Origin of the sequence: Limnohabitans sp., assembly GCF_030158565.1 — a bacterium.
Taxonomy (GTDB): Bacteria; Pseudomonadota; Gammaproteobacteria; order Burkholderiales; family Burkholderiaceae_C; genus Limnohabitans_A.
This window is the reverse complement of the sequence record NZ_JAOASQ010000020.1, coordinates 28,999-51,358: the sequence shown is the minus strand read 5'-3', so window position 1 is coordinate 51,358 and position 22,360 is coordinate 28,999. Positions and strand designations below refer to the sequence as shown.

The window sequence follows — 22,360 nt, the reverse complement described above, 5'->3', positions numbered from 1 at the left end:
GGGTTAATTCTCTTCGAATTTTTATAGGTTTTTTGGGTTCTGGTTGTTCATGTCTTTTTGTTTGGTCGTCCCAACGCGTAACCCCGGCTTGCTGTGGACGCTGTGGTTGCACGCGGTGCGTTCACAGCAATACGTTGTGCCGGGCCTGGTGGTCGACTCCTCCTCAACTGACAACACAGACTTTTCTGCTTTGCCACCTGGCTGGCAGTTGCAGTGCATTGCAGCAGCAGACTTCAACCACGGTGCCACGCGCAATTTGGCGCTTTCACATTTGCCGGCTGGCACCGATGTGGTGGTCTACATGACGCAAGACGCCTTGCTGGCCGATCCACACGCCCTGTCGCGCTTGGTGTCTGTTTTTGCCGATCCTGCCGTGGCCTGTGCCTATGGCCGTCAGTTGCCCCATGCCGATGCATCGCCCGTTGCGGCGCATGCCAGGCTGTTCAATTACCCCGATGTTTCGCGCAGTGTCAGCTTGGCCGACAAATCCCGTTTTGGGCTCAAGGCTTGTTTTCTGTCCAACTCGTTTGCGGCTTACCGTGTGGCAGATCTGCAGGCGGTGGGCGGCTTTCCGTCCGATGTGATTTTGGGCGAGGACATGTCGGTCGCGGCCCGATTGCTTTTGACTGGCAAATCGGTGGCTTATGTGGCCGATGCCTGTGTGCACCATTCGCACAATTACAGCGTGTTGCAAGAGTTCCGTCGGTATTTCGACACTGGCGTTTTACATGCCCGCAGCCCTTGGCTTTTGGCCGAGTTCGGTTCTGCCGGTGGCGAGGGTTTGCGCTTTGTGCGATCTGAGTTGGGTTATTTGTGGCGTCATGCCCCATGGTGGATTCCTTCTGCGCTGGTGCGCACGGCTGCCAAGCTGATCGGTTACCGCCTGGGACGTTTGGAGTCGCGTTGGCCTTTGCGGTTCAAGCGCTGGTGCAGCATGCACAAGGGGTTTTGGGGGTGAATGCCAACCGCAATGAGGGGCGGTGCATAAAATGGCAAAAATTGCCAACTAGGAAGTTTGCATGACCATGAATGTATCTTTGCCCTCGGAGATGGAAGCACGTGTGCGTGAACACGTTGCATCTGGGCTGTATGGCTCGGCCAGTGAGGTGATTCGGGAGGCGTTGCGCTTGTTTGAGGCTTATCAGTCGGTGAAGACTTTGAGCCTAGCGGCCTTGAAGGCAGACATTGATTGGGGCATGAATGATGTTGCTGCTGGTCGCGTGAGCAAGATGGATATGGAGAGCATCAAGGTGCAGGGTCGTGCAGTCAAGGCACGAAGGGTCAACTGATGTTCGAAGTTCTCTTTGCCCAAAGTGCGAAGACGGACTTGCTGGAGATTTGGCCACTTAAGTTGCAAATGCCTGTAGTGAGTTTGTTTTTTTCTTGCATTTGGATCTGAATTGTTTGAATTCCCCTTTTCTCAAAACTGGCGTCGCCTGAGCCCCCTGCAGATTCGCCTGACCAAGGGCGTGCTGTTGGCTGCTGACGCGTTGGCCATGTTGTGGTCGGCCTTGTTGGCGGCTGTGCTGGCCGATGCTTTGAGTGATGCGCCCGGCACCCATTGGCTGGTGACGCAAGACATTCAGCGTTATTGGGCCTGGATGGCGGTGGCGGGTGTGGGCATGGTTTTCTTTTTGGCGCGGTTTCGCCATTACAGTGACCGCAAGCCTTTTTGGACGGAGCTGGGCGAGACGCTGCAGGTTCTGATGGTGCTGGCGGTGCTGGACTTGGCGGTGCTGGCGCTGACGCGCTGGAATTCGTCGCGTTTGTGGTGGGCGCTGGTGTGGCCTTTGGCGGCGGTGTTTGTGCCGGTGGTGCGCAGTTGGGCGCGGACCTTCATGCGGCGCCTGGGCGTGTGGCAGCGGCCCACGCTGATTGTGGGCAATGGCCCCAACGCGCAAGAGGCTGTGGCCGCTTTGCAAAGTGAGCCTGCTTTGGGTTTTACGGTGGTGGGTTTTGTGGACATGGCCTATGCACCCGCTGATGCCGCCTTGCAGCTGGCCCAGTGGGCCAAGGTGCCGGGGGTGCAGTTTGTGCTGGCGCTGGAGCACGGCCAAAACGATTTGCGTGAAGACCTGCTGCGCATGCTGGCCCGCTGGAAGGCCGAAGATGTGAGCGTGGTGCCTGCCATGCGCGGGGTGCCTTTGTTTGGCACCGACATTTCTTATTTCTTCTCGCACGAAGTGGCCATGCTCAAGTTGCGCAACAACTTGCGTTATTGGCCGGCACGTTTGCTCAAGCGGGTGTTTGACTTGGCAGCGGCCTTGGCGCTGCTGGTCTTGGGCGCTTTGCCCTTGCTTTACATCGCGCTGCGCATCAAGCGCGATGGTGGGCCGGCCATATTTGCGCACAAGCGGGTGGGGCAGTCGGGCAATGTGTTTCCGTGCTTCAAGTTCCGCACCATGCAGGTGGATGCCGAGGAGCGTTTGCGTGAATTGCTGGCCAATGACCCGGCTGCGCGGGCCGAGTGGGAGCGTGAGTTCAAGCTGCGCAATGACCCGCGTATCACGCCCATCGGCCAGTTTTTGCGCCGCACCAGTTTGGATGAACTGCCCCAGTTGTTCAACGTGATCCGGGGCGAGATGAGTTTGGTGGGGCCACGCCCGGTCATTCGAGCAGAGTTGTCCAAGTATGGTGACGATGTAGATTATTTCCTGATGGTGCGCCCGGGCATGACGGGGCTTTGGCAGGTCAGCGGTCGCAACGATGTGGACTATGACACCCGGGTGTATCTGGACACTTGGTATGTGAAGAACTGGTCGCTTTGGTACGACATCGCGATTTTGTTCAAGACGATCAAGGTGGTGCTGCGGCGAGATGGGGCTTATTGAGGCGCTTTGGGCATGCAGTATTGAAAGGACCTTCGTGGTCCTTTTTTTATGCCTGCGACAAGCACTGGATTGGCGTGTCATTGCGAGCGAAGCGTGGCTATCTGGGGTCTCGTGGCGTTCGGCCAGCCAGCCACAGCGCCAGCATGACCAGCAGTGACAAGGCGGTGGTGTAGTAGTTGTGCGCGAAGTTGACGTTGGCCATGCTGCTGACGGTGTGCATGAAGGTGATGCAGCCGATGATTTGCGCAGCTGTTTTTTGTCGGGCTTGCACCAGTTGTTTGACCATCCACAGCAGGCCCAGGATGTAGCTCAGCTGGCTGGCCAGCCCCCACAGGCCGTGATCGACCAGTTGGTTGAGGTATTCGTTGTGCAGGTGCCCCAGGCGGCTGATTTCGTCTGACTGGGCTTGTGCTGCCCACGTGGCCAGGGTTTGTTTGCGGCCATCACGGCCATGGCCCAGCCAGGGCGATTGGGCAACGGCCTCGGGGCTTCTTTGCCACATGTAGAGGCGCGAGCCCACCGAGCTGTTGGCGCCTGCTGCCGCCGACTGTTGTGAGCGTGTGATTTCGTGCACGGCGTCGCGCAAGGACTGCGCAGGCCGTTGCAAAACCGGGGTGTGGCTCAGGGCCCAAAGGGCTGCAGCCAGTGCTGTGGTGACCCACAAGGCATGCACCATCAGGCGCCGCTGCGCAAGGGCGTGGTGGCGGTGTTGCCACGCTTGGTGCAGCAGCGCTGCCGCCCACCAAGCCACAATGCCAAAGGCCCCGCGACTTTGGCTGGCCAGCACCGCCAGCAAGGCCAGAAGGCCACCCAACAACCACAGCCGCCGTTGTGGGGCCGGTGCATCGCTGCGCTGCCCCATGGCCAAAAGCCAGCCGCTGACCATGGCCATGCTGACGGCCCAGGGTATGGGGTGTGTGCAGACTTCACCGCGGCCATAGCTCACCACCCAGGCCAGCCCCAGCGCACTGCTGACCGTGAGCGCATGGGCGATGCGATGGACGCTCTGCGAGTCCAGCGCCCTCCAGCGGCTCAGGCCCCAGACGGCCAAGGCGCCGAGCAGCAAGCGGATCTCGCCTTGTCGTTCAGCCCAGGGGTCTGCCCAATACAGCGTGGGCACGGTCTTGAGCACCATGGCGATGGCGCAGGCGATCAGCCAGGTTTTGATCCAGGGGGCGGTGTCTGTTGTGTTGGTCTGTCGCGTGCGCCAGGCGGCCCAAAAACCCACGACGACCAGCAACACCCAAGCAGCACCCATGGCCTTGGTGTTCAGGCTGCTGGCAGCCAGCAACATGAACAATGGCAGCGTGAGGGCTTTGGGCAGTGTCATCGGTCAATAACCGTTGGGGTTTTGCGATTGCCAGCGCCATGCGTCAGCGCACATGCGGTCCACGCCGAGTTCGGCCTTCCAGCCCAGGGCTTCTTGGGCCAGGCGGGTGTCGGCATAGCAGGCGGCCACATCGCCCGGGCGGCGGGCAACAAACTGATAGGGAACGGGCACGCCGGTCACTTGGGCAAAGGTGTCGGCCAGCTCTTTCACGCTCACGCCGCGGCCTGTGCCCAGGTTGACGGTGATGCTGGCTTGCTTGTCTTGCAGGTAGCGCAGTGCCGCCAAGTGGCCCAGGGCCAGGTCGATCACGTGGATGTAGTCGCGCACGCCGGTACCGTCGGGCGTGGGGTAATCGTTGCCAAAGATGCTCAAAAATTCGCGCTTGCCCACCGCCACTTGCGTGATGAAGGGCATGAGGTTGTTGGGGATGCCGTTGGGGTGTTCGCCAATGGTGCCGCTGATGTGCGCACCCACCGGGTTGAAGTAGCGCAAGATGGCCACGTGCCAGCGCGGGTCAGACGCTTGCAGGTCGCGCAGGATGTCTTCGCACATGAGCTTGGTGCGGCCATAGGGGTTGGTCACTTGCAGCTGGCTGGATTCGGTGATGGGCACTTGTGCCGGATCGCCATACACAGTGGCCGATGAGCTGAACACAATGCGGCGCACATTGGCGCGGTCCATGGCTTGCAGCAGGGTGAGGGTGCTGCCGAGGTTGTTGTCGAAGTAACGCACCGGCTCGGCGACAGATTCGCCCACGGCTTTGAGGCCAGCGAAGTGGATGATGCCTTCAATGCGGTGCGCCTGGAAGATCTGGTCAAGCGCTGCGCCATCGCGCACGTCGGCTTGCACAAAACTGAAGTTCTTGCCCGCCAGTGCTTCGATGCGGTCGAGCACCTTGGCGCTGCTGTTGCACAGGTTGTCCACGATGACCACGTGGTGCCCAGAATTTATCAATTCCACAGCCGTGTGTGAACCAATGTAGCCAGCGCCGCCCGTGATCAATATCGTTTTTTGCATCATTTGATTGTAGTGTTTCGTGTGCGCAGAGACTGGATTGCCACGTCGCTGCGCTCCTCGCAATGACGAGAAGTAAGTCATCGCGAGCTCCTATCCCCGCCATCGGGAGCTTCTATCCCCGTCATCGCGAGCGAAGCGTGGCGATCCAGTCTTCGATGACCTCAAAGCCGGGCCTTTCAGCGGGTGTCTCACGCAGACACTGTTGCTTCAAATCCTGCAGCCCTGCCAGCGCGGCTTGGGGCGTGCCGCTCACATCGCACCGGTCCAGCAACTCTTCGAGCAGGCAGCCGAAGGCGCGCACTTCGAGTTGTTGCAGAGCCTGCGCGGTTGAGGGGGCTGTGCCGCCCAGAAGCCAGGCCGCGCCGAAGTCGCCGAGCAGGGCGTGGCCTTGGCCGTCGTGCAGGATGTTGTGAGCATACAGATCGCCGTGCATGACGCCTCGCTGATGCAAGTGCCGTGCGGCCGAGGCGATGCCATGGGCCAGTTGCAATGTAGCGTTCAGCGTGAAGCGGGTGGTCTCGGCATAAATATCTCGGGTGCATGAGGCCAGGCTGGGTGGCCCGGCCAGGTTGCGCATGAGCGGATCGATCAAGGGCATGACCAGGCCTTGAGTGGCCGCAGGGTGGCCCGTGATTTGGCCGAGCGCCGGGATCAGCTGCGGGTGCGTGCCCGCATGCAGGCAGACGGCCATTTCGGTGTGCGGCCAGCCGTCGCTGGTGACGGCACCTTTGAACAGTTTGACGGCCACGGGGCGCAGACCTTGCGGTGTGTGCAGCAGCGCTTGGTGGATGACGCCCGATGCGCCTTGGCCGAGCTGTTGCTGCATCTGCAGGTCTGACCAGGCGATGTGCGCGATGGGTGCGTGGTGCAGCGCCTGCGCTTCAGCGGCTTCGCCCAACGGGTTGCCCCCGCAGGCCAGCCAAGTCAGGCGTGGCATGCGCAGCAGCCAGTCGGGCAGCGCGGTCAGGCGGTTGGCCGAAATGCGCAGCAGCTCCAGCTTGTGGCATGCGGCCAGCTCGGGTGGCAAGGCGCTCAATTGGTTGCCAGCGAGCATGAGCTTTTGCAGCTGGGCGCATCGGCCAATCTCTGCGGGCAGGGCGGTCAGTGCGTTGTCGGTCAGGATCAGCCAGCGCAGCGTTGCGGGCAGGGCTTGGCCAGGCAGGTGGCGGATGCGGTTGGCCTTGAAGCCGACCATGCTGAGCGCCGGGCACTGGCCCAGAACTTCGGGCACTTCGGTGAAGGCGTTGTCGGAGGCAAAGAAGATGCGCAACTTGTGCAGCCGCGCAAAATCATCGGGCAAGGCAGACAAGGCGTTGCCCGACAAATCCAGCACTTCCAGCGTGTTGGCCAAGTCGAAAATTTCACGCGGGAACTCGCTCAGGCCACACGCGATTTTGATCTCGCGGGCACCTGCCAGTTGGCCGGAGCGCAGTTGTTCCAGGGTGTGCATGTTTCAGGACTGAGAGTGCTTGTTTGTGGGTTGGTGGTGCTTTGAAGATGGATCCCGGGTCTTCGCACGGGATGACAAATTTAAATCGTCATTGCCAGCCAGAGTGAAGATGGATCCCGGGTCTTCGCCCGGGATGACAAAACGAATTTGTCTCCGCCCGCCAATTTGTAAGCGCTTGCCGTGTCATCCCGGGCTTGACCCGGGATCCATTGCGTCAGCCCAAGATCGCCCCAACACACAGCACGTCATCGCCAACTAATTGGTCATCACCAGCCAATTTGTCATCACCAGCCAATTTGTCATCAGCAGCCAATTTGTCATCCCGGGCTTGACCCGGGATCCATCGGCGTGTCACGGCACATCATCTCAGCGTGAGCCCGACTTAAACCACCACCTTGATCTTGCCCGCCGCATCCCGCGCACGTTGCAGTGCGTTGGGGCCTTTGGCCAGGGCCACGGCCATGCGGCGGTAGGGGCGGGTGGTGGGTTTGCCAAACAGGCGCACGTCCACGCCGGGCTCGCTCAAAGCGGCTTCGACGCCAGTGAACTTGGGGTCTTTGCCTTCCTTGTCGGCCAGCACCACGGCGCTGGCGCCTTCGACGCATTCGATGGTCGGAATCGGCAGGCCCAGCACAGCGCGTGCATGCAGGTCAAACTCGCTCAGGTTCTGGCTGATGAGGGTGACCATGCCGGTGTCGTGCGGGCGGGGGCTCAGCTCGCTGAAGATCACCTCGTCTTTGGTCACGAAAAACTCCACGCCAAACAGGCCCGCGCCGCCCAGGTCGGTGGTGACTTTTTCGGCCATGTCTTGTGCGGCTTTGATTTGCTCAGGCTTCATGCCCTGGGGCTGCCAGCTGTATTGGTAGTCGCCGCGCTCTTGCACGTGGCCAATGGGTTCGCAAAACAGGGTTTGGCCATTGCGCTGGCGCACCGTGAGCAGGGTGATTTCAAACTCGAAGTGGATGAATTCTTCGGCTATGACTTTCTGGCGGTCGCCGCGCATGCCGGCGCAGGCGTAGTCCCAGCTGGCCTGGATGTCGGCGGCGGTCTTGGCCACGCTTTGGCCTTTGCCCGACGAGCTCATGACGGGCTTGATGACGACCGGGAAACCGATTTCGGTGGCACGGGCCATCAGCTCTTCAGCCGATTCGGCGTAGCTGAACTTGGCGGTGCGCACGCCCAGGCCCACCGCCACATCGCGGATGCGGTCGCGGTTCATGGTCAGGTTGGCGGCGCGGGCGCTGGGGATGACTTCAAAGCCTTCTTTCTCCACCTCCAGCAGCACTTCGGTGCGGATGGCTTCGATCTCGGGGACGATCAAATCGGGCTGGTATTTGGCAATGGCGGCACGCAGCGGTGCTTCGTCCAGCATGCTGAAGACGCAAAACTCGTCGGCCACTTGCATGGCGGGGGCACCGGCGTAGCTGTCGCAGGCAATGACGTGGCAGCCCAGGCGCTTGGCGCTGATGACGAATTCTTTGCCGAGTTCACCAGAACCCAAAAGCAGTATTTTTTTCATAAGAGTTAGGGGTGTAGATCAGGGACAGCCTCTATTGTTGCCCAGTTGGCTGACGCACACCCTGCGGATGGGCTGATCTTGACTTGGATCATGTGCGGCAAGGGCATGGCCCCACACAATGCCCTCATGAATGCTGTTTGGACCTGGATTCGCCAACATGGCGGTCAATTGATGTTGGGCTTGCTGGCCTTGCTGTTGGGCGCGGCCTTGTGGCGCTGGTGGGTAGGTCCGCAGGTGCAGACCGAGGCCGTGCAGCGCCGCGATTTGCTGCAAACCGTGGTGGCCAGTGGCCGGGTGGAGACCCCGCACCGGGTGGACATTGGTGCGCAGATCACCGGCACGGTGGCGCGTGTGCCGGTGGTGGAGGGGCAGGCCGTCAAGGCGGGCGATGTGTTGATCGAGTTGGTCAGTACCGAGCTGCAGTCGGCCAAGCGCCAGGCCGAGCTGGCCGTGGTGCAGGCACAAGGCAGGCTGCGCCAGTTGAACGATTTGCAGGGGCCGGTGGTGCAGCAGACGCTGCGCCAGGCACAGGCCAACTTGGACGCCGCCCGGGCCAGCGGGCAGCGCAATCAGGCTTTGTTTGAACAAGGCTTCATCGGGCAGGCCGCGCTGGACGAGTCGCGCAAGGCTTTGGCGCTGGCCGATGCGCAAGCGCTGGCCGCACAAAAACAAGTGGCATCGACCCAAGTCGGCGGCGCTGAACACAGCCTGGCCGTGGGTGCCGTGGCCGAGGCGCAGGCCAACGCCGAAGTGGTAGGCGCCAGGGCCCGCTATGCGGTGGTCAAGGCGCCCGTGAGTGGCCAGTTGATTGGCCGCACGGTGGAGGTGGGCGATGTGGTGCAAGCGGGCAAGGTCTTGATGACTTTGTCACCCGAAGGGGCCACGCAGCTGGTGGTGCAGATCGATGAAAAAAACCTGCGCCTGATCGCGCTGGGGCAGCAGGCGCTGGCCTCGGCCGATGCTTACCCGCAGCAAAAGTTCAAGGCCCAAGTGGCCTACATCAACCCCGGCATCAACGCGCAGACCGGGGCGGTGGAGGTCAAGCTCGATGTGCTGGAGCCTGTTCACACTTTGCGGCAAGACATGACCGTGTCGGTGGACATGGCGGTGGCGCGCAAGCCGCAAGCGTTGGCGCTGCAGGTGGGGCACGTCAACGACATCAATGGGTCAGCGCCCTGGGTGTGGCTGCGCGATGCGGGCCATGCGGTGCGCCGCCCGGTGCGGCTGGGCTTGCGCGGTGGCGCGTGGGTCGAGGTGTTGGCCGGTTTGCGCGAGGGCGATGCCGTGATCGCCATGCCTGGCGGTGGTGCTAATACGCTGCGCGAAGGCCAGCGCGTGCGTGCGCAACCTTGAACGGGCCTCAGCATGTTCAAGCCTTGGGTGCCGTTTGAATGGATTGTGGCGATCCGCTTTTTGCGCGAAGGCCGCATGCAGACGGTGTTCATTTTGGTGGGCGTGGCCATCGGGGTGGGCGTGATCGTGTTCATGTCGGCGCTGCTGGCGGGCTTGCAGGGCAACTTCATCGCGCGGGTGTTGTCGGCGCAGGCGCACATCCAGCTTTTGCCGCCCAAAGAGGTCACGCGCACTTTGCAGGCGGTCACGCCCAGCGAGGTCAATGTGGCCATCGTGCAGCCGCCTTTGCAAAGGCTCAAGTCGATTGACCAGTGGCAATCGCTGGTGACCGACATCCGCAAAATGCCCGATGTGGTGGTGGTCTCGCCGGTGGTCAGTGGTTCGGCCTTGGCGGTGCGCGGCAGTGCAAGCCGGGCCATCAGCCTCACGGGGGTGGAGGCTGAGGATTATTTTCAGATCGTCAAGCTGCCCGAGAAAATCGTGCGAGGCACGCCGCGCTTGACGGGGCAGGACATTTTGGTGGGCACCGACCTGGCCAGCGACCTGGGCGTGGATGTGGGCGACAAACTGCGCGTGGCCAATGCGGCGGGTGTGGCCACCACCTTGACCATCACCGGGGTGTTTGACCTGGGCAACAAGAGCGCCAATCAGCGCAGCACCTTTGTGGCGCTGCGCACGGCACAGAGTCTGTTGGGTTTGTTGGGCGGTGTGACCAGCATCGAGGTGACGGTGCGCGACGTGTACGCGGCCGAGATCCTGGCCCAGCGCATTCAGGCTGCCACCGGCGTGCAGGCCGACAGCTGGATCAAGACCGGCGCGCAGTTTTTTGCGGCGGTGAGTGCGCAGAGCACCGCCAACACGGCGATCCGGTTTTTTGTGGGCCTGTCGGTGGCGTTTGGCATTGCCAGTGTGCTGGTGGTGTCGGTGGTGCAGAAGTCGCGCGAGATCGGGATCATGCGGGCGATGGGCATTTCGCGTGGGCAGGTGCTGCGCGTGTTTTTATTGCAAGGCGGCTTGCTGGGTTGGGGTGGCGCGGTGTTGGGCTGCGTGGTGGGTGCGGTGGGCTTGGTGCTGTGGCAACACCTGGCCTTGAATGCCGATGGCACGCCGTTGTTCCCGCTGGTGCTGGATCCGGTGCTGTTTGCTGTGGCGCTGGGCTTGGCCACACTCACGGGCCTGGCCGCAGCTTATGCACCGGCTTTGCGGGCAGCACGCTTGAACCCGGTGGAGGCGATCCATGGCTGATGCACAGCAAGATGTGGTGGTGTGTTTGCAGGGCGTGCGCAAGGCCTTCAATGTGGGCACCGGCATCGAGACCGAGGTGCTGCATGGCATTGACCTGACGCTGCGCCGTGGCGACTTTTGCGCGGTGATGGGGCCTTCGGGCTCGGGCAAGAGCACCTTGCTCAACATCATCGGCTTGCTGGACCGGCCCACCTCGGGCTTGCTGCAGATGGCGGGCGAAGAAACCACGCTGCTGGCCGATCAGGCGCTGACGCGTTTGCGTGGGCACCACATTGGCTTTGTGTTCCAGTACCACCACCTGATCTCGGCCTTCACCGCATTGGAAAACGTGATGATGCCCATGCTGGGCGCGGCGGGTTTTCCGAATCAAGCCATGCGCGAGCGCGCCGAAGCCCTGCTGGAGAGCGTGGGCCTGACGCCCTGGAAAAACAACATGGCCAACAACATGAGCGGCGGCCAGCAACAGCGCGTGTCTTTGGCGCGGGCCCTGGCCATGAACCCGGCCCTGTTGCTGGCCGACGAGCCCACCGGCAACCTGGACACCAAGAGCGCCGATGCGGTGTTTGCACTGCTCAGGCGCATCAACCAGGAGCAGGGCACCACGGTGCTGCTGGTCACGCACAACCCGGAGCTGGGCAAGCGCTGCGACAAGACCATCCAGGTGGTGGATGGCCTGATCCAAAGTGGTTGATGTGGTGCTGTGCAGTTTGAAAATGTCGGGTGAATCTGTTGCTTCTGTGATCCCGGACTTTTTTTTAGTCATCCCGGACTTCTTTAATCAGTCATCCCGGACTTGATCCGGGATCCGTTGCATGTAAGAGAGATGGACCCCGGGTCTCCGCCCGGGGTGACAAGGGGGCGCGTCTCCGCCCGGGGTGACAAGTTAGGGGGACTTGCTGCGCCTGTCATTCCGGACTTCTTTTTTTCAGTCATCCCGGACTTGATCCGGGATCCATTGCATGCAAGGGAGATGGACCCCGGGTCTCCGCCCGGGGTGACAAGGGGGCAGGGTTTTCGCCAGGGGTGACAAGTCAGGGCAACTTGCTTCGCCTGTCATCCCGGACTTGATCCGGGATCCACTGCATGCAAGGGGGATGGACCCCGGGTCTCCGCCCGGGGTGACAGTGGGGCTGGTCTTCGCCCGGGGTGACAGGGGTCCAAATCAACAGCCTACGGCCAAATCTACAGCCCCGGGCCAGCTCAGCAGGCCGTTGCAGCTTGGGCGGCAATGCCTTGCAGTTGTGTGGCCGTCAGGCGGTTGCCGTGTTGGCTGACCACGGCAGCGGCGGCGCGGTTGGCCAGGGCGGCGGCTTGCGCGGGGCTTTGGCCGTGGGTGATGCCGTACAGGAAGGCGCCGGCAAACATGTCGCCTGCGCCGTTGGTGTCCACGGCCTTGGTGGGCACGGCGGGCACTTCGATGCGGTTGCCACCTTGCACGACAATGCAGCCTTTGGGGCCACGCGTCAGGCACAGCGTGGTGGCCAGTTGTGACAGCTGGCCAATGATGACGTCCAAATCGGTCGTGCCGCACCAAGTTTGCGCTTCTTCTTCGTTGGCGAACAGGTAGTCCAGACCGTTGCCGATCATGGCTTCCAAGCCAGCGCGGCAGAAGTTGATCATGCTCACATCGCTCAGGGTCAACGCGGTTTGCACCTTGTGTTCAATGGCAATTTGGCGACCTTGCACAGCGGCTTCGAGGCCCGTGGGCGAAGCGGCCAGGTAGCCTTCCATGTAATAGATGCTTGACTTGGCGATGTCCTGCGGGTGCAGGGCGCTGGCGTCGAGTTGCGAGGTGGCGCCCAGGAAGGTGCACATGCTGCGCTCGGCATCGGGCGTGACCAGCACCATGCAGCTGCCGGTCTGGCCTGCTTTCGCAGCAGTGTGGGTCAGGTTGGTGGCCACGCCGTTGGTTTGCAGGTCTTGGCTGTAGAACGCGCCCAGTTCATCGTCGGCCACGCGGCACGAATAAAACGCCTTGCCGCCCAGCTGGGCCAGTGCCACTACCGTGTTGCCTGCCGAGCCGCCACCGGTGCGGCGGGCGTGCAGACCTTGCACGTGGGTCAGCAATTCGGCGCGTTGTGCGGTATCAATCAGCGTCATGTGCCGCTTGCTGACGCCCATGGCAGCCAGCAGTTCGTCAGAGACTTCGTATTCGGTGTCGACCAGGGCGTTGCCGATGGCGTAGAGGTGGTAGTGGGACATGGCCGGTATGAAGATTCAAAACCGATGAGTTTACCGTCCCGGGGTCATTTGCCGTCTTGTTCGCGGTGGCGTTTGAGGGTGAGCCAGCGTTTGCCAAAGCTTTGGGCCAACTGCTCGACCATGAAGACCGAACGGTGCTGCCCGCCGGTGCAACCAATGGCCACCGTGAGGTAGCTGCGGTGATCGCGCTCGATGGTGGGAATCCATTGCGCCAGAAAGCCTTCGATCTGCAGCTGCATTTGCACAAACTCTTCCGACTGACGCAAATACGCTTGTACGGGCTCATCCATGCCGGTGAGGGGCCGCAAGGCACTTTCGTAGTGCGGGTTGGGCAGCATGCGCACGTCGAACACGTAGTCCGCATCGGTCGGGATGCCGCGTTTGAAGGCGAAGGACTCGAACACCAGCGTCAGTTGCGCAAACGGGGCGCTGACCATGGTTTTGACATAGGTTTGCAGCTGGGCCGAACGCAGCAAGCTGGTGTCGATCACGTGGGCGCGTTCGCGCAGGTCGGACAGCAACTCGCGTTCGAAGGCGATGGTCTCGGCCAGGTCTTTGTCGTTTTGCGGTTTGTCACCGCCGGACAGGGGGTGTTTGCGACGCGTCTCGGAATAGCGGCGCATCAGCGTGTCGGATGACGAGTCCAGAAACAGGGACTTCACCGTCATGCCCATGTCGCGCAGGATGGCCATTTGCTCGGGCATCAGGTGCAGCGAGTTGGCGCTGCGCACATCAATGGCAATCGCCAATCGCTGCTCTTTTTGTTCTTCTTCGAGTTTGACAAAGGGGATCAGCAGCTCGGGCGGCAGGTTGTCCACGCAGTAGTAGCCGGCGTCCTCCAGGGCGTGCAGCGCCACCGATTTGCCGGAGCCGGACATGCCGGTGATCAGGATGATGTCCATGTTCAGCCTTGTGGGGTGCCCAGCATTTCGCGGGCGTGGGCCAAGGTGGTGGCCGAGAGTTTTTCGCCGCCCAGCATGCGGGCGATTTCGCTGACGCGCTCTTCGCCGCTGACAGCGCGCACTTGGCTGCTGACCTGGCCTTGGGCTGCGGCTTTGCTGACCAGCAGGTGGTGGTCGGCACAGGCGGCCACCTGGGGCAGGTGGGTCACGGCCAGCACCTGGCGGTGTTGGCCCAGTTGTTTCATCAGGCGGCCCACGGTCTCGGCCACGGCGCCGCCCACGCCGGAGTCGACCTCGTCAAAGATCAAGGTGCCCGCTTCGCCCAGCTCGCTGGTGGTGACCGCAATGGCCAGCGCGATGCGCGAGAGCTCGCCGCCCGAGGCGACTTTACCCACGGGGCGCGGCGTGCTGCCCTCGTGGCCAGCGACCAGAAAACTCACCTCTTCCAGGCCGTGTTGTGCGGGGGCGTCCAGCGTTTGCAGGCTGACCTCAAAGCGGCCACCTTGCATGCCCAATTGCTGCATGGCCGCCGTGACAGCTTGGGCCAGGGGTTTGGCGGCTTTTTGGCGCTGGGCCGAAACCTGCTGCGCCGCTTGCAGGCAGGCCAAGCGCGCGGCTTGTTCGGCTTTATCCAGCGCGTCCAGATCGGCGGCAGCGTCCAGCCGGGCCAGCTCTTCGCGCCATTGAACCAGCACCTGTGGCAGCTCTTCGGGGGGCTTTTTGTAGCGACGGGCCAGCGAGAGCCACAGGCCCATGCGCTCGTCCAGTTCGGCCAGCGTTTGCGGGTCCAGGTCGGTCTTGCGCAGGTAGCTGTGCAGGCTGTGGGCCACGTCTTCGGCTTGCGCCTGGGCCGACAGCAGAACCTCGGCCAAGGCGTTGAATTCGGGCTCCACATGGCCCAGCGCTTGCAGGCTCTGGATGGCGCGGGACAGCTGGCGCAGGGCGCCGCCTTCGTCGTCGCCTTCCAGCAGCAGTGTCGTTTCGTTGGCCGCGTCGATCAGGGCTTGGGCATTGGCCAGGCGGCTGTGTTGGGTGCTGATGTCTTCCCACTCGCCAGCGGCGGGCTTGAGCTTGTCGAGCTCGCCAATTTGCCAGGCCAGGCGTTCGCGTTCGTTGGCCAGGGTGCTTTGCGCTTGCTGCGCGTCGGCCAGGGTTTGCTGGGCCAGGCGCCAGGCGTGCCAAGCGGCTTTGAGCGGGCGGGTGTCGATGCTGGCATAGGCGTCGAGCAGGCCACGCACCGCGTCAGGGCGGGTCAGGCTTTGCCAGGCGTGCTGGCCGTGGATGTCGAGCAAATGTTCGCCCAGCTCGCGCAGTTGTGTGGCGGTCGCGGGGCTGCCGTTGATCCAGGCGCGGCTTTTGCCGGTGGTGTCCACCGTGCGGCGCAGCAGCAGGCTGGCTTCGTTCTCGAAACCCGCTTCGTTCAGCCAGGCCGCCACAGCGGGTGTGGGCTCGAATTCGGCGCAAACTTCGCAGCGGCTGGCGCCTTCGCGCACCACGCTGGTCTCAGCCCGGGCACCCAGGGCCAGTTGCAGGGCGTCTATCAGGATGGATTTGCCCGCACCGGTCTCGCCCGTCAGGACGCCAAAACCGGTGTTCAGGTCCAGTTCCAGTTCGCGCACGATCACAAAATCGCGCAGGGTGATGTGGGTCAGTGCCACGGCTCAGTCGCCCCCGTTCCAGTGCATTTTCTTGCGCAGCGTGTCAAAGTAGTTCCAGCCCTCGGGGTGCAAAAAGCGCACCGTGTGCTCGGAGCGTTGGACCATGATGCGGTCACCCAGGGTCAGGTCGGCCAGCGATTGCATGTCGAAATTGGCGCTCACATAGCGGCCAGCCACGATCTCGATGCTGATTTCGGACGATTCGGGCAGCACGATGGGGCGGTTGGACAAGGTGTGTGGCGCAATCGGAGCCATGACCCAGCCACCAATGGCCGGATGCATCAGCGGCCCGCCCACCGACAGCGAGTAAGCGGTGGAGCCTGTGGGCGTGGCAATGATCAGGCCGTCGGCGCGCTGGTTGGAGACAAAGCGGCCATCGACTTCGACGCGCAACTCGACCATGCCCGAGGTGCCGCCACGGTTGACGACCACGTCGTTCATGGCCAAAGCACTGAAGACCGAGCGCTGGTCGCGCATGACGTGGGCTTGCAGCAAACTGCGGTCTTCGGTCTGGTAGTGACCCTGCAGCATGGGGCGCAACACATCCTGGTAGCTTTGCAGGGGAATGTCGGTGATGAAGCCCAGCCGACCCTGGTTGATGCCCATCAGCGGCAAGTTGAAACGGGCCATCTGCCGGCCAATGCCCAGCATGGTGCCGTCGCCGCCAATCACCAAGCCCAGATCGCATTGGGTGCCAATGTCGGTCATCTCCAGCATGGGGTATTGGTTGAGGCCGGTGTGCAGGGCGGTTTCCTTGTCCAGCACCACGTCGCAGCCTTGCCTGGTCAGGAACTGGGCCACATCGTCCAAAGCCCGGCGTGAGCTCTCCAGCGCACCGCCTTGGGTGGTCGTGTGGTACTTGCCAAACAGCGCAACGTGACGGAATTGGGATCTCATGCGCAAATTACATCATTAAAATGGCCCGATGCTCGACGATCGTGCCAAGTTATTGCTCAAAGCCCTGGTGGAACGCTACATCGCGGACGGCCAACCGGTGGGCTCACGCACGCTCTCGAAAGCCTCGGGGCTGGACCTGTCGCCCGCGACCATCCGCAACGTGATGGCCGACCTGGAAGAGCTGGGCCTGATCGCCAGCCCGCACACCTCGGCCGGGCGCATCCCGACCACGCGGGGCTACCGCCTGTTTGTGGACACCATGCTGACGGTGGACCGCACGGGCTTGCAGGCCCCGGCGCTCACGCCCGATCAACCCCAAAAGGTGATTGCCAGCGCGGCCAATTTGCTGTCGAGCTTGTCGCAGTTTGTGGGCGTGGTCATGGCGCCCAAGCGGGCTTCGGTGTTCAGGCACATCGAATTTTTGCGCCTGTCCGAGCGGCGCTTTTTGGTGATCATCGTCTCGCCCGAAGGTGATGTGCAAAACCGCATCCTGTTCACCGAGACCGATTACTCGCAAAGCCAGCTGATCGAGACCTCCAATTACCTCAACACACATTACGCAGGCATGGCCATCGAGCAGGTGCGCAGCCGCGTGCAGCAAGAGCTGGTCAGCCTGCAAGGCGAGATCGCCACCTTGATGCAGGCGGCCGTCCGGGTCAGTTCGGAAGCCATGGCCGATGACCACAACGAGGTGGTCATTTCGGGCGAACGCAATTTGCTGTCGGTGAGCGATTTTTCGGGTGACATGGGGCATTTGCGCCGGGCATTTGATCTGTTCGAGCAAAAGACGCAGCTCATGCGCTTGCTCGATGTGTCCAGCCAGGCCGAAGGCGTGCGCATCTACATTGGCGGCGAAAGCCAGATCGTGCCCATGCAGGAGCTGTCGGTCGTGAGCTCGCCCTACGAGGTGGACGGCCAGATCGTCGGCACCTTGGGCGTGATCGGCCCGACCCGCATGCCCTATGACCGCATGATCCAGATCGTCAACATCACCTCACGACTGGTCAGCAATGCGCTGAGCCAGTCCAAATAAGCCCCTTCGGCCCACTACAATCACGGCTTCGGTTGGGGCGTTAGCTCAGTTGGTTAGAGCAGAGGACTCATAATCCTTTGGTCCACGGTTCAAGTCCGTGACGCCCTACCATTTATCACCCGCGAACTGCTCTCTACGCCGTTCGTGCATCGCGCTGATGGATATTCATTCATATGCACAAGGCCATGCTGATTGCAGGGAAGTCCTGGATATCAGATTATGTGGACAGCTCATCGCAGCAATACGCAATCAAGTCCGCAATTTTTGAACGAGCCTTATTTCATAGTCGTTGATCAGTTTTTTGAAGTACTTGTAGATCTCATCCATCTTCACATTCAGATGGATGCTGGAAAACCCCTCCTCGTCTTTGTTCAGCGTAATCACGCCAGTGACCACGCTCTTGAAGTGCTCAGGATCTTTGTGTCTGATGGGCTGGCAGGAATCGATGGCCGTGAAGATATCGTCCAGGGTATAGCCATGATCTCTTGTGAGGACCATCAAATCGTAGATGTCCCGAGACTTCACGCGGTCATAGACGACGATGCTTTTCATGACAAGAAGCCCATCGACGCCCAGCACATCAAATCCGCCCTTGGATACGACCACCTTGGGGGTTGACTTCAGGAAGTCAATTTGAACCTTGGGCCGATCACCTTCATTGCGCGAATGAAACGTCACCTTGGCACCATCGATCAGGTAGTCCTGAATGTAGTGGTCCAGGTTCTCTGACGTATTGATCTTGAATCCCAGCTTTTGTTCAGATGTGATCAGGCTTTCAATCGTGGCACCACCGGCAGCCAATTCATCCAGAAGCCCATCGATGGCTCTGATGGGCAATTTCTGGCCAAAGATATTGAAGTCCAAGTCTTCGCTGATCCTGTGCCCAATTTGCAAGGCCAATGCAGTGCCGCCGACGAGGGTGAAGTCCGCCAGCCTGGGGTCGTCCTTGAGGCGAGCAAAGTTCCTTTGCGTTGCCTTTGGCATGAATTCCAGTTTGAGCTTATGCATTGGCATGCTCCTGTGAGGTACGCAGGCCTTTGCTGATGTTGCCCAGCATCCGGGTCACACTGGCAGTGGTCATCGGCTCAAACGCACGCCGCTTGAATACGCGTTTGACCTTGGGGACACCGTAGTAGAAGCACAGCCGCGCCACATCTTCGAACTTGTGCTTCTCAAGCACCTTCCCGATCAGCACGTCGTCCTTGATGTTCGGGTTGGACCAGTCATACGCACCTGACAAACCGATCTTGACGGACTTGCGTGGCGCATTGGCTTGCTGGATGGCTGTGCGCAGCCAGGCTGGAATCAGTGCTGCGTAGTTGTCGATTTCGCCTTCGGCCCAGTCTCCTGTGGCGCGCTGAATCTCCAGCGTCGTGAGGTTTTTCATGCCCTGGGTCCATAGCGCAAGCAAGACGCGGCCCTTGACGCTGGCAGCGAGCTGGACTTTCCTTTGGCTCATGCGTTGGAACTGCACGGTGTACCCGGCAGCCTTGAGGGTGCGCGACAGCCCTGAGGTGGGCACCACCAGTACGTCACCATGTCTTTCGACTGGTGCAAGTCCCACGCGCTCGCCTGTCTTGCGCGCAAGGCCACTGGCCACCGTTTGCGCATCCACACGCTGACCAGCGGCGGCGTACAGCCCTCTGGCCACCCGCACGATCGTCCCGACCTTCATCAATCGAAAGAGCACCTGGTCAACGGCTGCGCGCGTTCCTGCCGACAAAAAGTCGGCACTGGAGAACACCGCACCCTGGGGCTGTTCTGCTATGGCTTGCCGAATCACTTGAGAAGTGCTCATGTCAGAAAGTATATATATTTTTCACTAATTGTAAAAAATTGCGGCTTATGCGTTCACTGGGGGCAACGTCTTGCCAGGATTAAAGAACTGGCGATACCGCCAAAGATTTTTATTGATTTCCTGAAACAGCAGCGATGTCCCTCAGCTCTTCAATAGGAGTTACCAATGCAGCTTGCGAGAGGATGGCTTATGCAAGTGGGCTCATGGCTTGTCGCCATTTGTTAAAAAATGATCGATTTTTCTGACCATGCTTTTCAAAGCCTCATGCGCCCAGTTCTTGTGCCGCAGGCAAGACCCCCAAAGTCGTTTCAACCCCCCGCGCTTGGCAGATCGCGTCCAGCGTGGCCAGTGCCGTGGCTTCGGCGGCCATGACGGTGAGCAGCATCAAATCGGGTGCAGCCGTTTCGCTGCAGGTGGCCAGGGCAAACAGGGTGTCGCCGTCCAGCGTGGTGTGCGCTGGGCGGATGGCTCGGGCCAGGCCGTCGTGGGCGCTGATGGCCAGGCGCTGGGCTTGCGCTTTGCTCAAAGTGGCGTTGGTGGCGACTACGCCGATGGTGGTGTTGGTGCCGGGCATGGGGCGGGTGCTGCGTTCGCCGCGCAGCAAGGCCGCTTGGGTGTCCAGCAGGCTCAGGCCGTCTGCGGTGCGGGCCCCGGCGATGACCTGGCCGTTGGCTGGGTTCAGTACATCGCCCACGGCGTTGCAAGCCACCAGCGCGCCGACCACCCAGGGGCCCACGCGCACGCTGGCGTTGCCGATGCCGCCTTTCATGGCGCGGTTCAGGCCAAACAGTTTGCCCACACAAGCGCCCGCGCCTGCGCCCACATTGCCTGCGGCGGGTGTTTGGGTGGACGCCGCTTGGCAGGCCGCATAACCGGCCTTTGCATCGGGTCGGATGTGGGCTGGGTCACCGGGGCGGAGCACCGGCAGGTCGAACAGCACAGCGGCCGGCACGATGGGCACACGGCCATAGCCGGTTTCAAAGCCGATGCCGTGTTCATCGAGCCAGCGCATCACGCCGCTGGCCGCGTCCAGCCCGAAGGCGCTGCCGCCGCTGAGCAGCACGGCATGCACACGTTCAACCAGGTTGGACGGGTCGAGCAAATCGGTCTCGCGGGTGCCGGGGGCGGCGCCGCGCACATCCACTGCGGCCACGGCACCCTCGGGGGCCAGCACGACCGAGCAGCCAGTCGGGCGTTGGCTGTGCGTGAAGTGGCCGACTTGCAGGCCCGGCACATCCACGATGGAGCCGGTGGCGGTGTTTACAATCTTTGGCGATGTCATGTCGAACTCGTGTTGTCGGCGGTCATTCATCTTAGGCGAGAGCGTGTCATTATTCATTCTCAGACGACTGATCAGCTTTGCACTGACCCTGGTGGCCACCTCGGTCATCGTGTTCGCCGTGCTGGAGCTGTTGCCGGGCAATGCGGCGCAAGTCATTCTGGGCGAGACCGCCACCGCCGAATCGATTGCAGCGATGGAAGAAAAACTGGGCTTGGACCAGCCCGCAGCTGTGCGCTATGCCCGCTGGATGGGCGGCTTGCTGCAGGGGCAAACCGGCATCAGCATTTCTTATGACACCCCCACGGCCGAACTCATGGCCGAGCGCATGCAGGTCACCTTGCCCTTGGCCGTGATGGCCATGGCGCTCACGGTGGCTGTGGCGCTGGCGGTGGGCATTTATGCGGCCTCTCAACAAAACAAGGCGGGCGATGTGGGCGTGATGACGCTCAGCCAGTTGGGCTTGGCCATTCCGAATTTCTGGTTGGCGATCTTGCTGATCTTGCTGTTTGCGGTGCACCTGCAGTGGGTGAGCGCGGGCGGTTTCCCGGGCTGGACCGAGGACAGCGGCGGCGGTGTGTGGTCTGCCATCCAGGCCCTGCTTTTGCCCGCGGTGGCGCTGGCGGCGGTACAAACGGCCATCCTCACGCGGGTGACGCGCTCGGCGGTGCTGGACACCCTGCGCGAAGACTTTGTGCGCACGGCGCGTGCCAAGGGTTTGTCGCGGCGTCAGGTCTTGTGGGGCCATGTGCTGCGCAACGCCATGATCCCGGTGCTGACGGTGATGGGCTTGCAGTTTGGCAACCTGATCACCAGCGCCATCGTGATTGAAAACGTGTTTGTGTTGCCGGGCATTGGGCGGCTGATTTTTCAGGCGATCGCCAACCGTGATCTGATCGTGGTGCGCGATGTGGTGATGCTTTTGTCGGCCCTGGTGATCCTGATCAACTTCGCCATCGACGTGTTGTACGCGTGGATCGACCCGCGCTTGAAGGTGGCCCATGCTTGAGCAAGGCTTTTGGCAACGCGCCTGGCGTCACCCCAGCTTTGTGGCGGGCGGGTGCATGGTGGCCCTGCTGGTGGCCAGCGCATTGCTGTCGCTGCTGTGGTCACCTTACCCGGTGGGCGACATCGACATCCCGAACAAGCTGGCCTTGCCCAGCGCTGCGCATTGGCTGGGCACCGACAGCTTGGGCCGCGACATCGCTTCGCTCTTGCTGGTGGGCAGTCAGAACTCTTTGTTGGTGGGTTTCATCGCGGTGGGCATTGGTTTGGGGGCCGGCGTGCCCCTGGGCTTGCTGGCTGCAGCCCGGCGCGGTTGGGTGGATGAGCTGGTCATGCGGGCGGCGGACTTCACCTTCGCCTTTCCAGCCTTGCTCTCGGCCATCATGCTGACCGCGATTTACGGGCCGGGTCTGGTGGTCAGCATTGTGGCGATTGGCATTTTCAACATCCCGGTGTTCGCACGCATCACGCGGGGGGCGGCGCAGGCGGTGTGGTCGCGGGACTTCACCTTGGCCGCCCATGCGGCAGGCAAGGGGCCTTGGCGCATCACCTTCGACCATGTCTTGCCCAACATCGCGAGTGTGCTGATCGTGCAGGCCACGATTCAATTTGCCATTGCGATTTTGGCCGAGGCGGCTTTGTCTTATCTGGGCCTGGGCACGCAGCCGCCACAAGCGAGCTGGGGCCGCATGCTCAACGAGGCGCAATCGCAAATGTTCCAGGCGCCCCTGTTGGCGGTGTATCCAGGTGTGGCCATCGCTTTGGCGGTACTGGGCCTGAACCTGATGGGCGACGGCTTGCGCGATGTGCTCGACCCCCGCCTGGCGCGGCAAAGGTGAAC

General features: G+C 61.7%; 20 protein-coding genes and 1 tRNA gene. 10 read left to right on the top strand and 11 right to left on the bottom strand.

All coding sequences use genetic code 11. The features are described 5' to 3' along the window. Positions 1-49: 49 nt before the first annotated feature. The 3 genes from Q1W40_RS03270 to wbaP all read left to right on the top strand — a co-directional run bounded on the left by Q1W40_RS03270 (position 50) and on the right by wbaP (position 2,831). Positions 50-958 (top strand): glycosyltransferase, encoded by a 909-nt coding sequence (locus tag Q1W40_RS03270; RefSeq protein ID WP_300708827.1) that lies wholly within the window; start codon positions 50-52, stop codon positions 956-958. A gap of 61 nt (positions 959-1,019) precedes the next feature. Then, on the top strand, positions 1,020-1,289 hold the full coding sequence (locus tag Q1W40_RS03265; protein ID WP_300708825.1) for a type II toxin-antitoxin system ParD family antitoxin: 270 nt from the start codon (positions 1,020-1,022) through the stop codon (positions 1,287-1,289). Positions 1,290-1,469: 180 nt separating this feature from the next. After that, positions 1,470-2,831 carry an undecaprenyl-phosphate galactose phosphotransferase WbaP gene (wbaP, locus tag Q1W40_RS03260; protein ID WP_315170228.1) on the top strand — a complete coding sequence of 454 codons (1,362 nt, stop codon included), beginning with the start codon at positions 1,470-1,472 and terminating at the stop codon, positions 2,829-2,831. Between the two features lie 97 nt (positions 2,832-2,928). On the opposite strand, the gene Q1W40_RS03255 is transcribed toward wbaP, so the two are convergent. The 4 genes from Q1W40_RS03255 to purT form a co-directional block, all read right to left on the bottom strand. Beyond that, positions 2,929-4,161, bottom strand: a complete 1,233-nt coding sequence (locus tag Q1W40_RS03255) for an O-antigen ligase family protein (protein WP_300708821.1) — start codon at positions 4,159-4,161, stop codon at positions 2,929-2,931. 3 nt (positions 4,162-4,164) lie between these two features. Beyond that, positions 4,165-5,178, bottom strand: a complete 1,014-nt coding sequence (galE, locus tag Q1W40_RS03250) for a UDP-glucose 4-epimerase GalE (RefSeq protein WP_300708819.1) — start codon at positions 5,176-5,178, stop codon at positions 4,165-4,167. 121 nt (positions 5,179-5,299) lie between these two features. Then, positions 5,300-6,628, bottom strand: coding sequence for a protein kinase (locus Q1W40_RS03245; protein ID WP_300708817.1), 1,329 nt, complete (start codon positions 6,626-6,628; stop codon positions 5,300-5,302). A 382-nt stretch (positions 6,629-7,010) separates the two neighbouring features. Next, the gene (gene purT, locus Q1W40_RS03240; protein ID WP_300708815.1) at positions 7,011-8,147 is read right to left on the bottom strand and encodes a formate-dependent phosphoribosylglycinamide formyltransferase; all 1,137 of its coding nucleotides are present in this window, start codon (positions 8,145-8,147) and stop codon (positions 7,011-7,013) included. A gap of 126 nt (positions 8,148-8,273) precedes the next feature. Here purT and Q1W40_RS03235 point away from each other — a divergent pair, with 126 nt between their 5' ends. From Q1W40_RS03235 to Q1W40_RS03225, 3 genes are read left to right on the top strand one after another with little or no spacing between them, the layout of a single operon-like run. After that, positions 8,274-9,500 (top strand): efflux RND transporter periplasmic adaptor subunit, encoded by a 1,227-nt coding sequence (locus tag Q1W40_RS03235; RefSeq protein ID WP_300708813.1) that lies wholly within the window; start codon positions 8,274-8,276, stop codon positions 9,498-9,500. A 12-nt stretch (positions 9,501-9,512) separates the two neighbouring features. Further along, positions 9,513-10,745, top strand: a complete 1,233-nt coding sequence (locus Q1W40_RS03230; RefSeq protein WP_300708811.1) for an FtsX-like permease family protein — start codon at positions 9,513-9,515, stop codon at positions 10,743-10,745. After that, on the top strand, positions 10,738-11,436 hold the full coding sequence (locus Q1W40_RS03225) for an ABC transporter ATP-binding protein (protein ID WP_300708809.1): 699 nt from the start codon (positions 10,738-10,740) through the stop codon (positions 11,434-11,436). The genes Q1W40_RS03230 and Q1W40_RS03225 overlap by 8 nt, the downstream gene beginning before the upstream one ends. Before the next feature lie 509 nt (positions 11,437-11,945). Here Q1W40_RS03225 and Q1W40_RS03220 read toward each other — a convergent pair. The 4 genes from Q1W40_RS03220 to Q1W40_RS03205 are packed head-to-tail and all read right to left on the bottom strand — an operon-like array spanning position 11,946 to position 16,404. Beyond that, positions 11,946-12,947 carry an adenosine kinase gene (locus Q1W40_RS03220; RefSeq protein WP_300708807.1) on the bottom strand — a complete coding sequence of 334 codons (1,002 nt, stop codon included), beginning with the start codon at positions 12,945-12,947 and terminating at the stop codon, positions 11,946-11,948. 44 nt (positions 12,948-12,991) lie between these two features. After that, positions 12,992-13,855: an RNase adapter RapZ gene (rapZ, locus tag Q1W40_RS03215; RefSeq protein WP_300708858.1), complete on the bottom strand. Its 864-nt coding sequence runs from the start codon at positions 13,853-13,855 to the stop codon at positions 12,992-12,994. Continuing rightward, on the bottom strand, positions 13,852-15,507 hold the full coding sequence (gene recN, locus Q1W40_RS03210) for a DNA repair protein RecN (protein ID WP_300708805.1): 1,656 nt from the start codon (positions 15,505-15,507) through the stop codon (positions 13,852-13,854). Before recN ends, rapZ begins: the two co-directional genes overlap by 4 nt. Positions 15,508-15,510: 3 nt before the next feature. Then, on the bottom strand, positions 15,511-16,404 hold the full coding sequence (locus Q1W40_RS03205; RefSeq protein ID WP_300708803.1) for an NAD kinase: 894 nt from the start codon (positions 16,402-16,404) through the stop codon (positions 15,511-15,513). A gap of 28 nt (positions 16,405-16,432) precedes the next feature. On the opposite strand from Q1W40_RS03205, the gene hrcA reads away from it, so the two are divergent. Together hrcA and Q1W40_RS03195 are read left to right on the top strand one after the other, a co-directional pair. Further along, positions 16,433-17,437: a heat-inducible transcriptional repressor HrcA gene (gene hrcA, locus Q1W40_RS03200; protein ID WP_300708801.1), complete on the top strand. Its 1,005-nt coding sequence runs from the start codon at positions 16,433-16,435 to the stop codon at positions 17,435-17,437. 34 nt (positions 17,438-17,471) lie between these two features. After that, a tRNA-Ile gene (locus Q1W40_RS03195) sits at positions 17,472-17,548 on the top strand. Between the two features lie 138 nt (positions 17,549-17,686). Here the strand turns inward: Q1W40_RS03195 and Q1W40_RS03190 are convergent. From Q1W40_RS03190 to Q1W40_RS03180, 3 genes are all read right to left on the bottom strand, one after another. Then, positions 17,687-18,445: a nucleotidyl transferase AbiEii/AbiGii toxin family protein gene (locus tag Q1W40_RS03190; RefSeq protein WP_300708799.1), complete on the bottom strand. Its 759-nt coding sequence runs from the start codon at positions 18,443-18,445 to the stop codon at positions 17,687-17,689. Further along, positions 18,438-19,235: a DUF6088 family protein gene (locus Q1W40_RS03185; protein WP_300708796.1), complete on the bottom strand. Its 798-nt coding sequence runs from the start codon at positions 19,233-19,235 to the stop codon at positions 18,438-18,440. Before Q1W40_RS03185 ends, Q1W40_RS03190 begins: the two co-directional genes overlap by 8 nt. Before the next feature lie 262 nt (positions 19,236-19,497). After that, entirely contained in the window at positions 19,498-20,517 is a 1,020-nt protein-coding gene (locus Q1W40_RS03180; RefSeq protein WP_300708794.1) for a P1 family peptidase, read from the bottom strand. A 43-nt stretch (positions 20,518-20,560) separates the two neighbouring features. Here Q1W40_RS03180 and Q1W40_RS03175 point away from each other — a divergent pair, with 43 nt between their 5' ends. Next, positions 20,561-21,523 (top strand): ABC transporter permease, encoded by a 963-nt coding sequence (locus Q1W40_RS03175; RefSeq protein WP_300708792.1) that lies wholly within the window; start codon positions 20,561-20,563, stop codon positions 21,521-21,523. Further along, the gene (locus tag Q1W40_RS03170) at positions 21,516-22,358 is read left to right on the top strand and encodes an ABC transporter permease (protein WP_300708790.1); all 843 of its coding nucleotides are present in this window, start codon (positions 21,516-21,518) and stop codon (positions 22,356-22,358) included. The genes Q1W40_RS03175 and Q1W40_RS03170 overlap by 8 nt, the downstream gene beginning before the upstream one ends. The last annotated feature ends 2 nt before the right edge of the window (positions 22,359-22,360 follow it).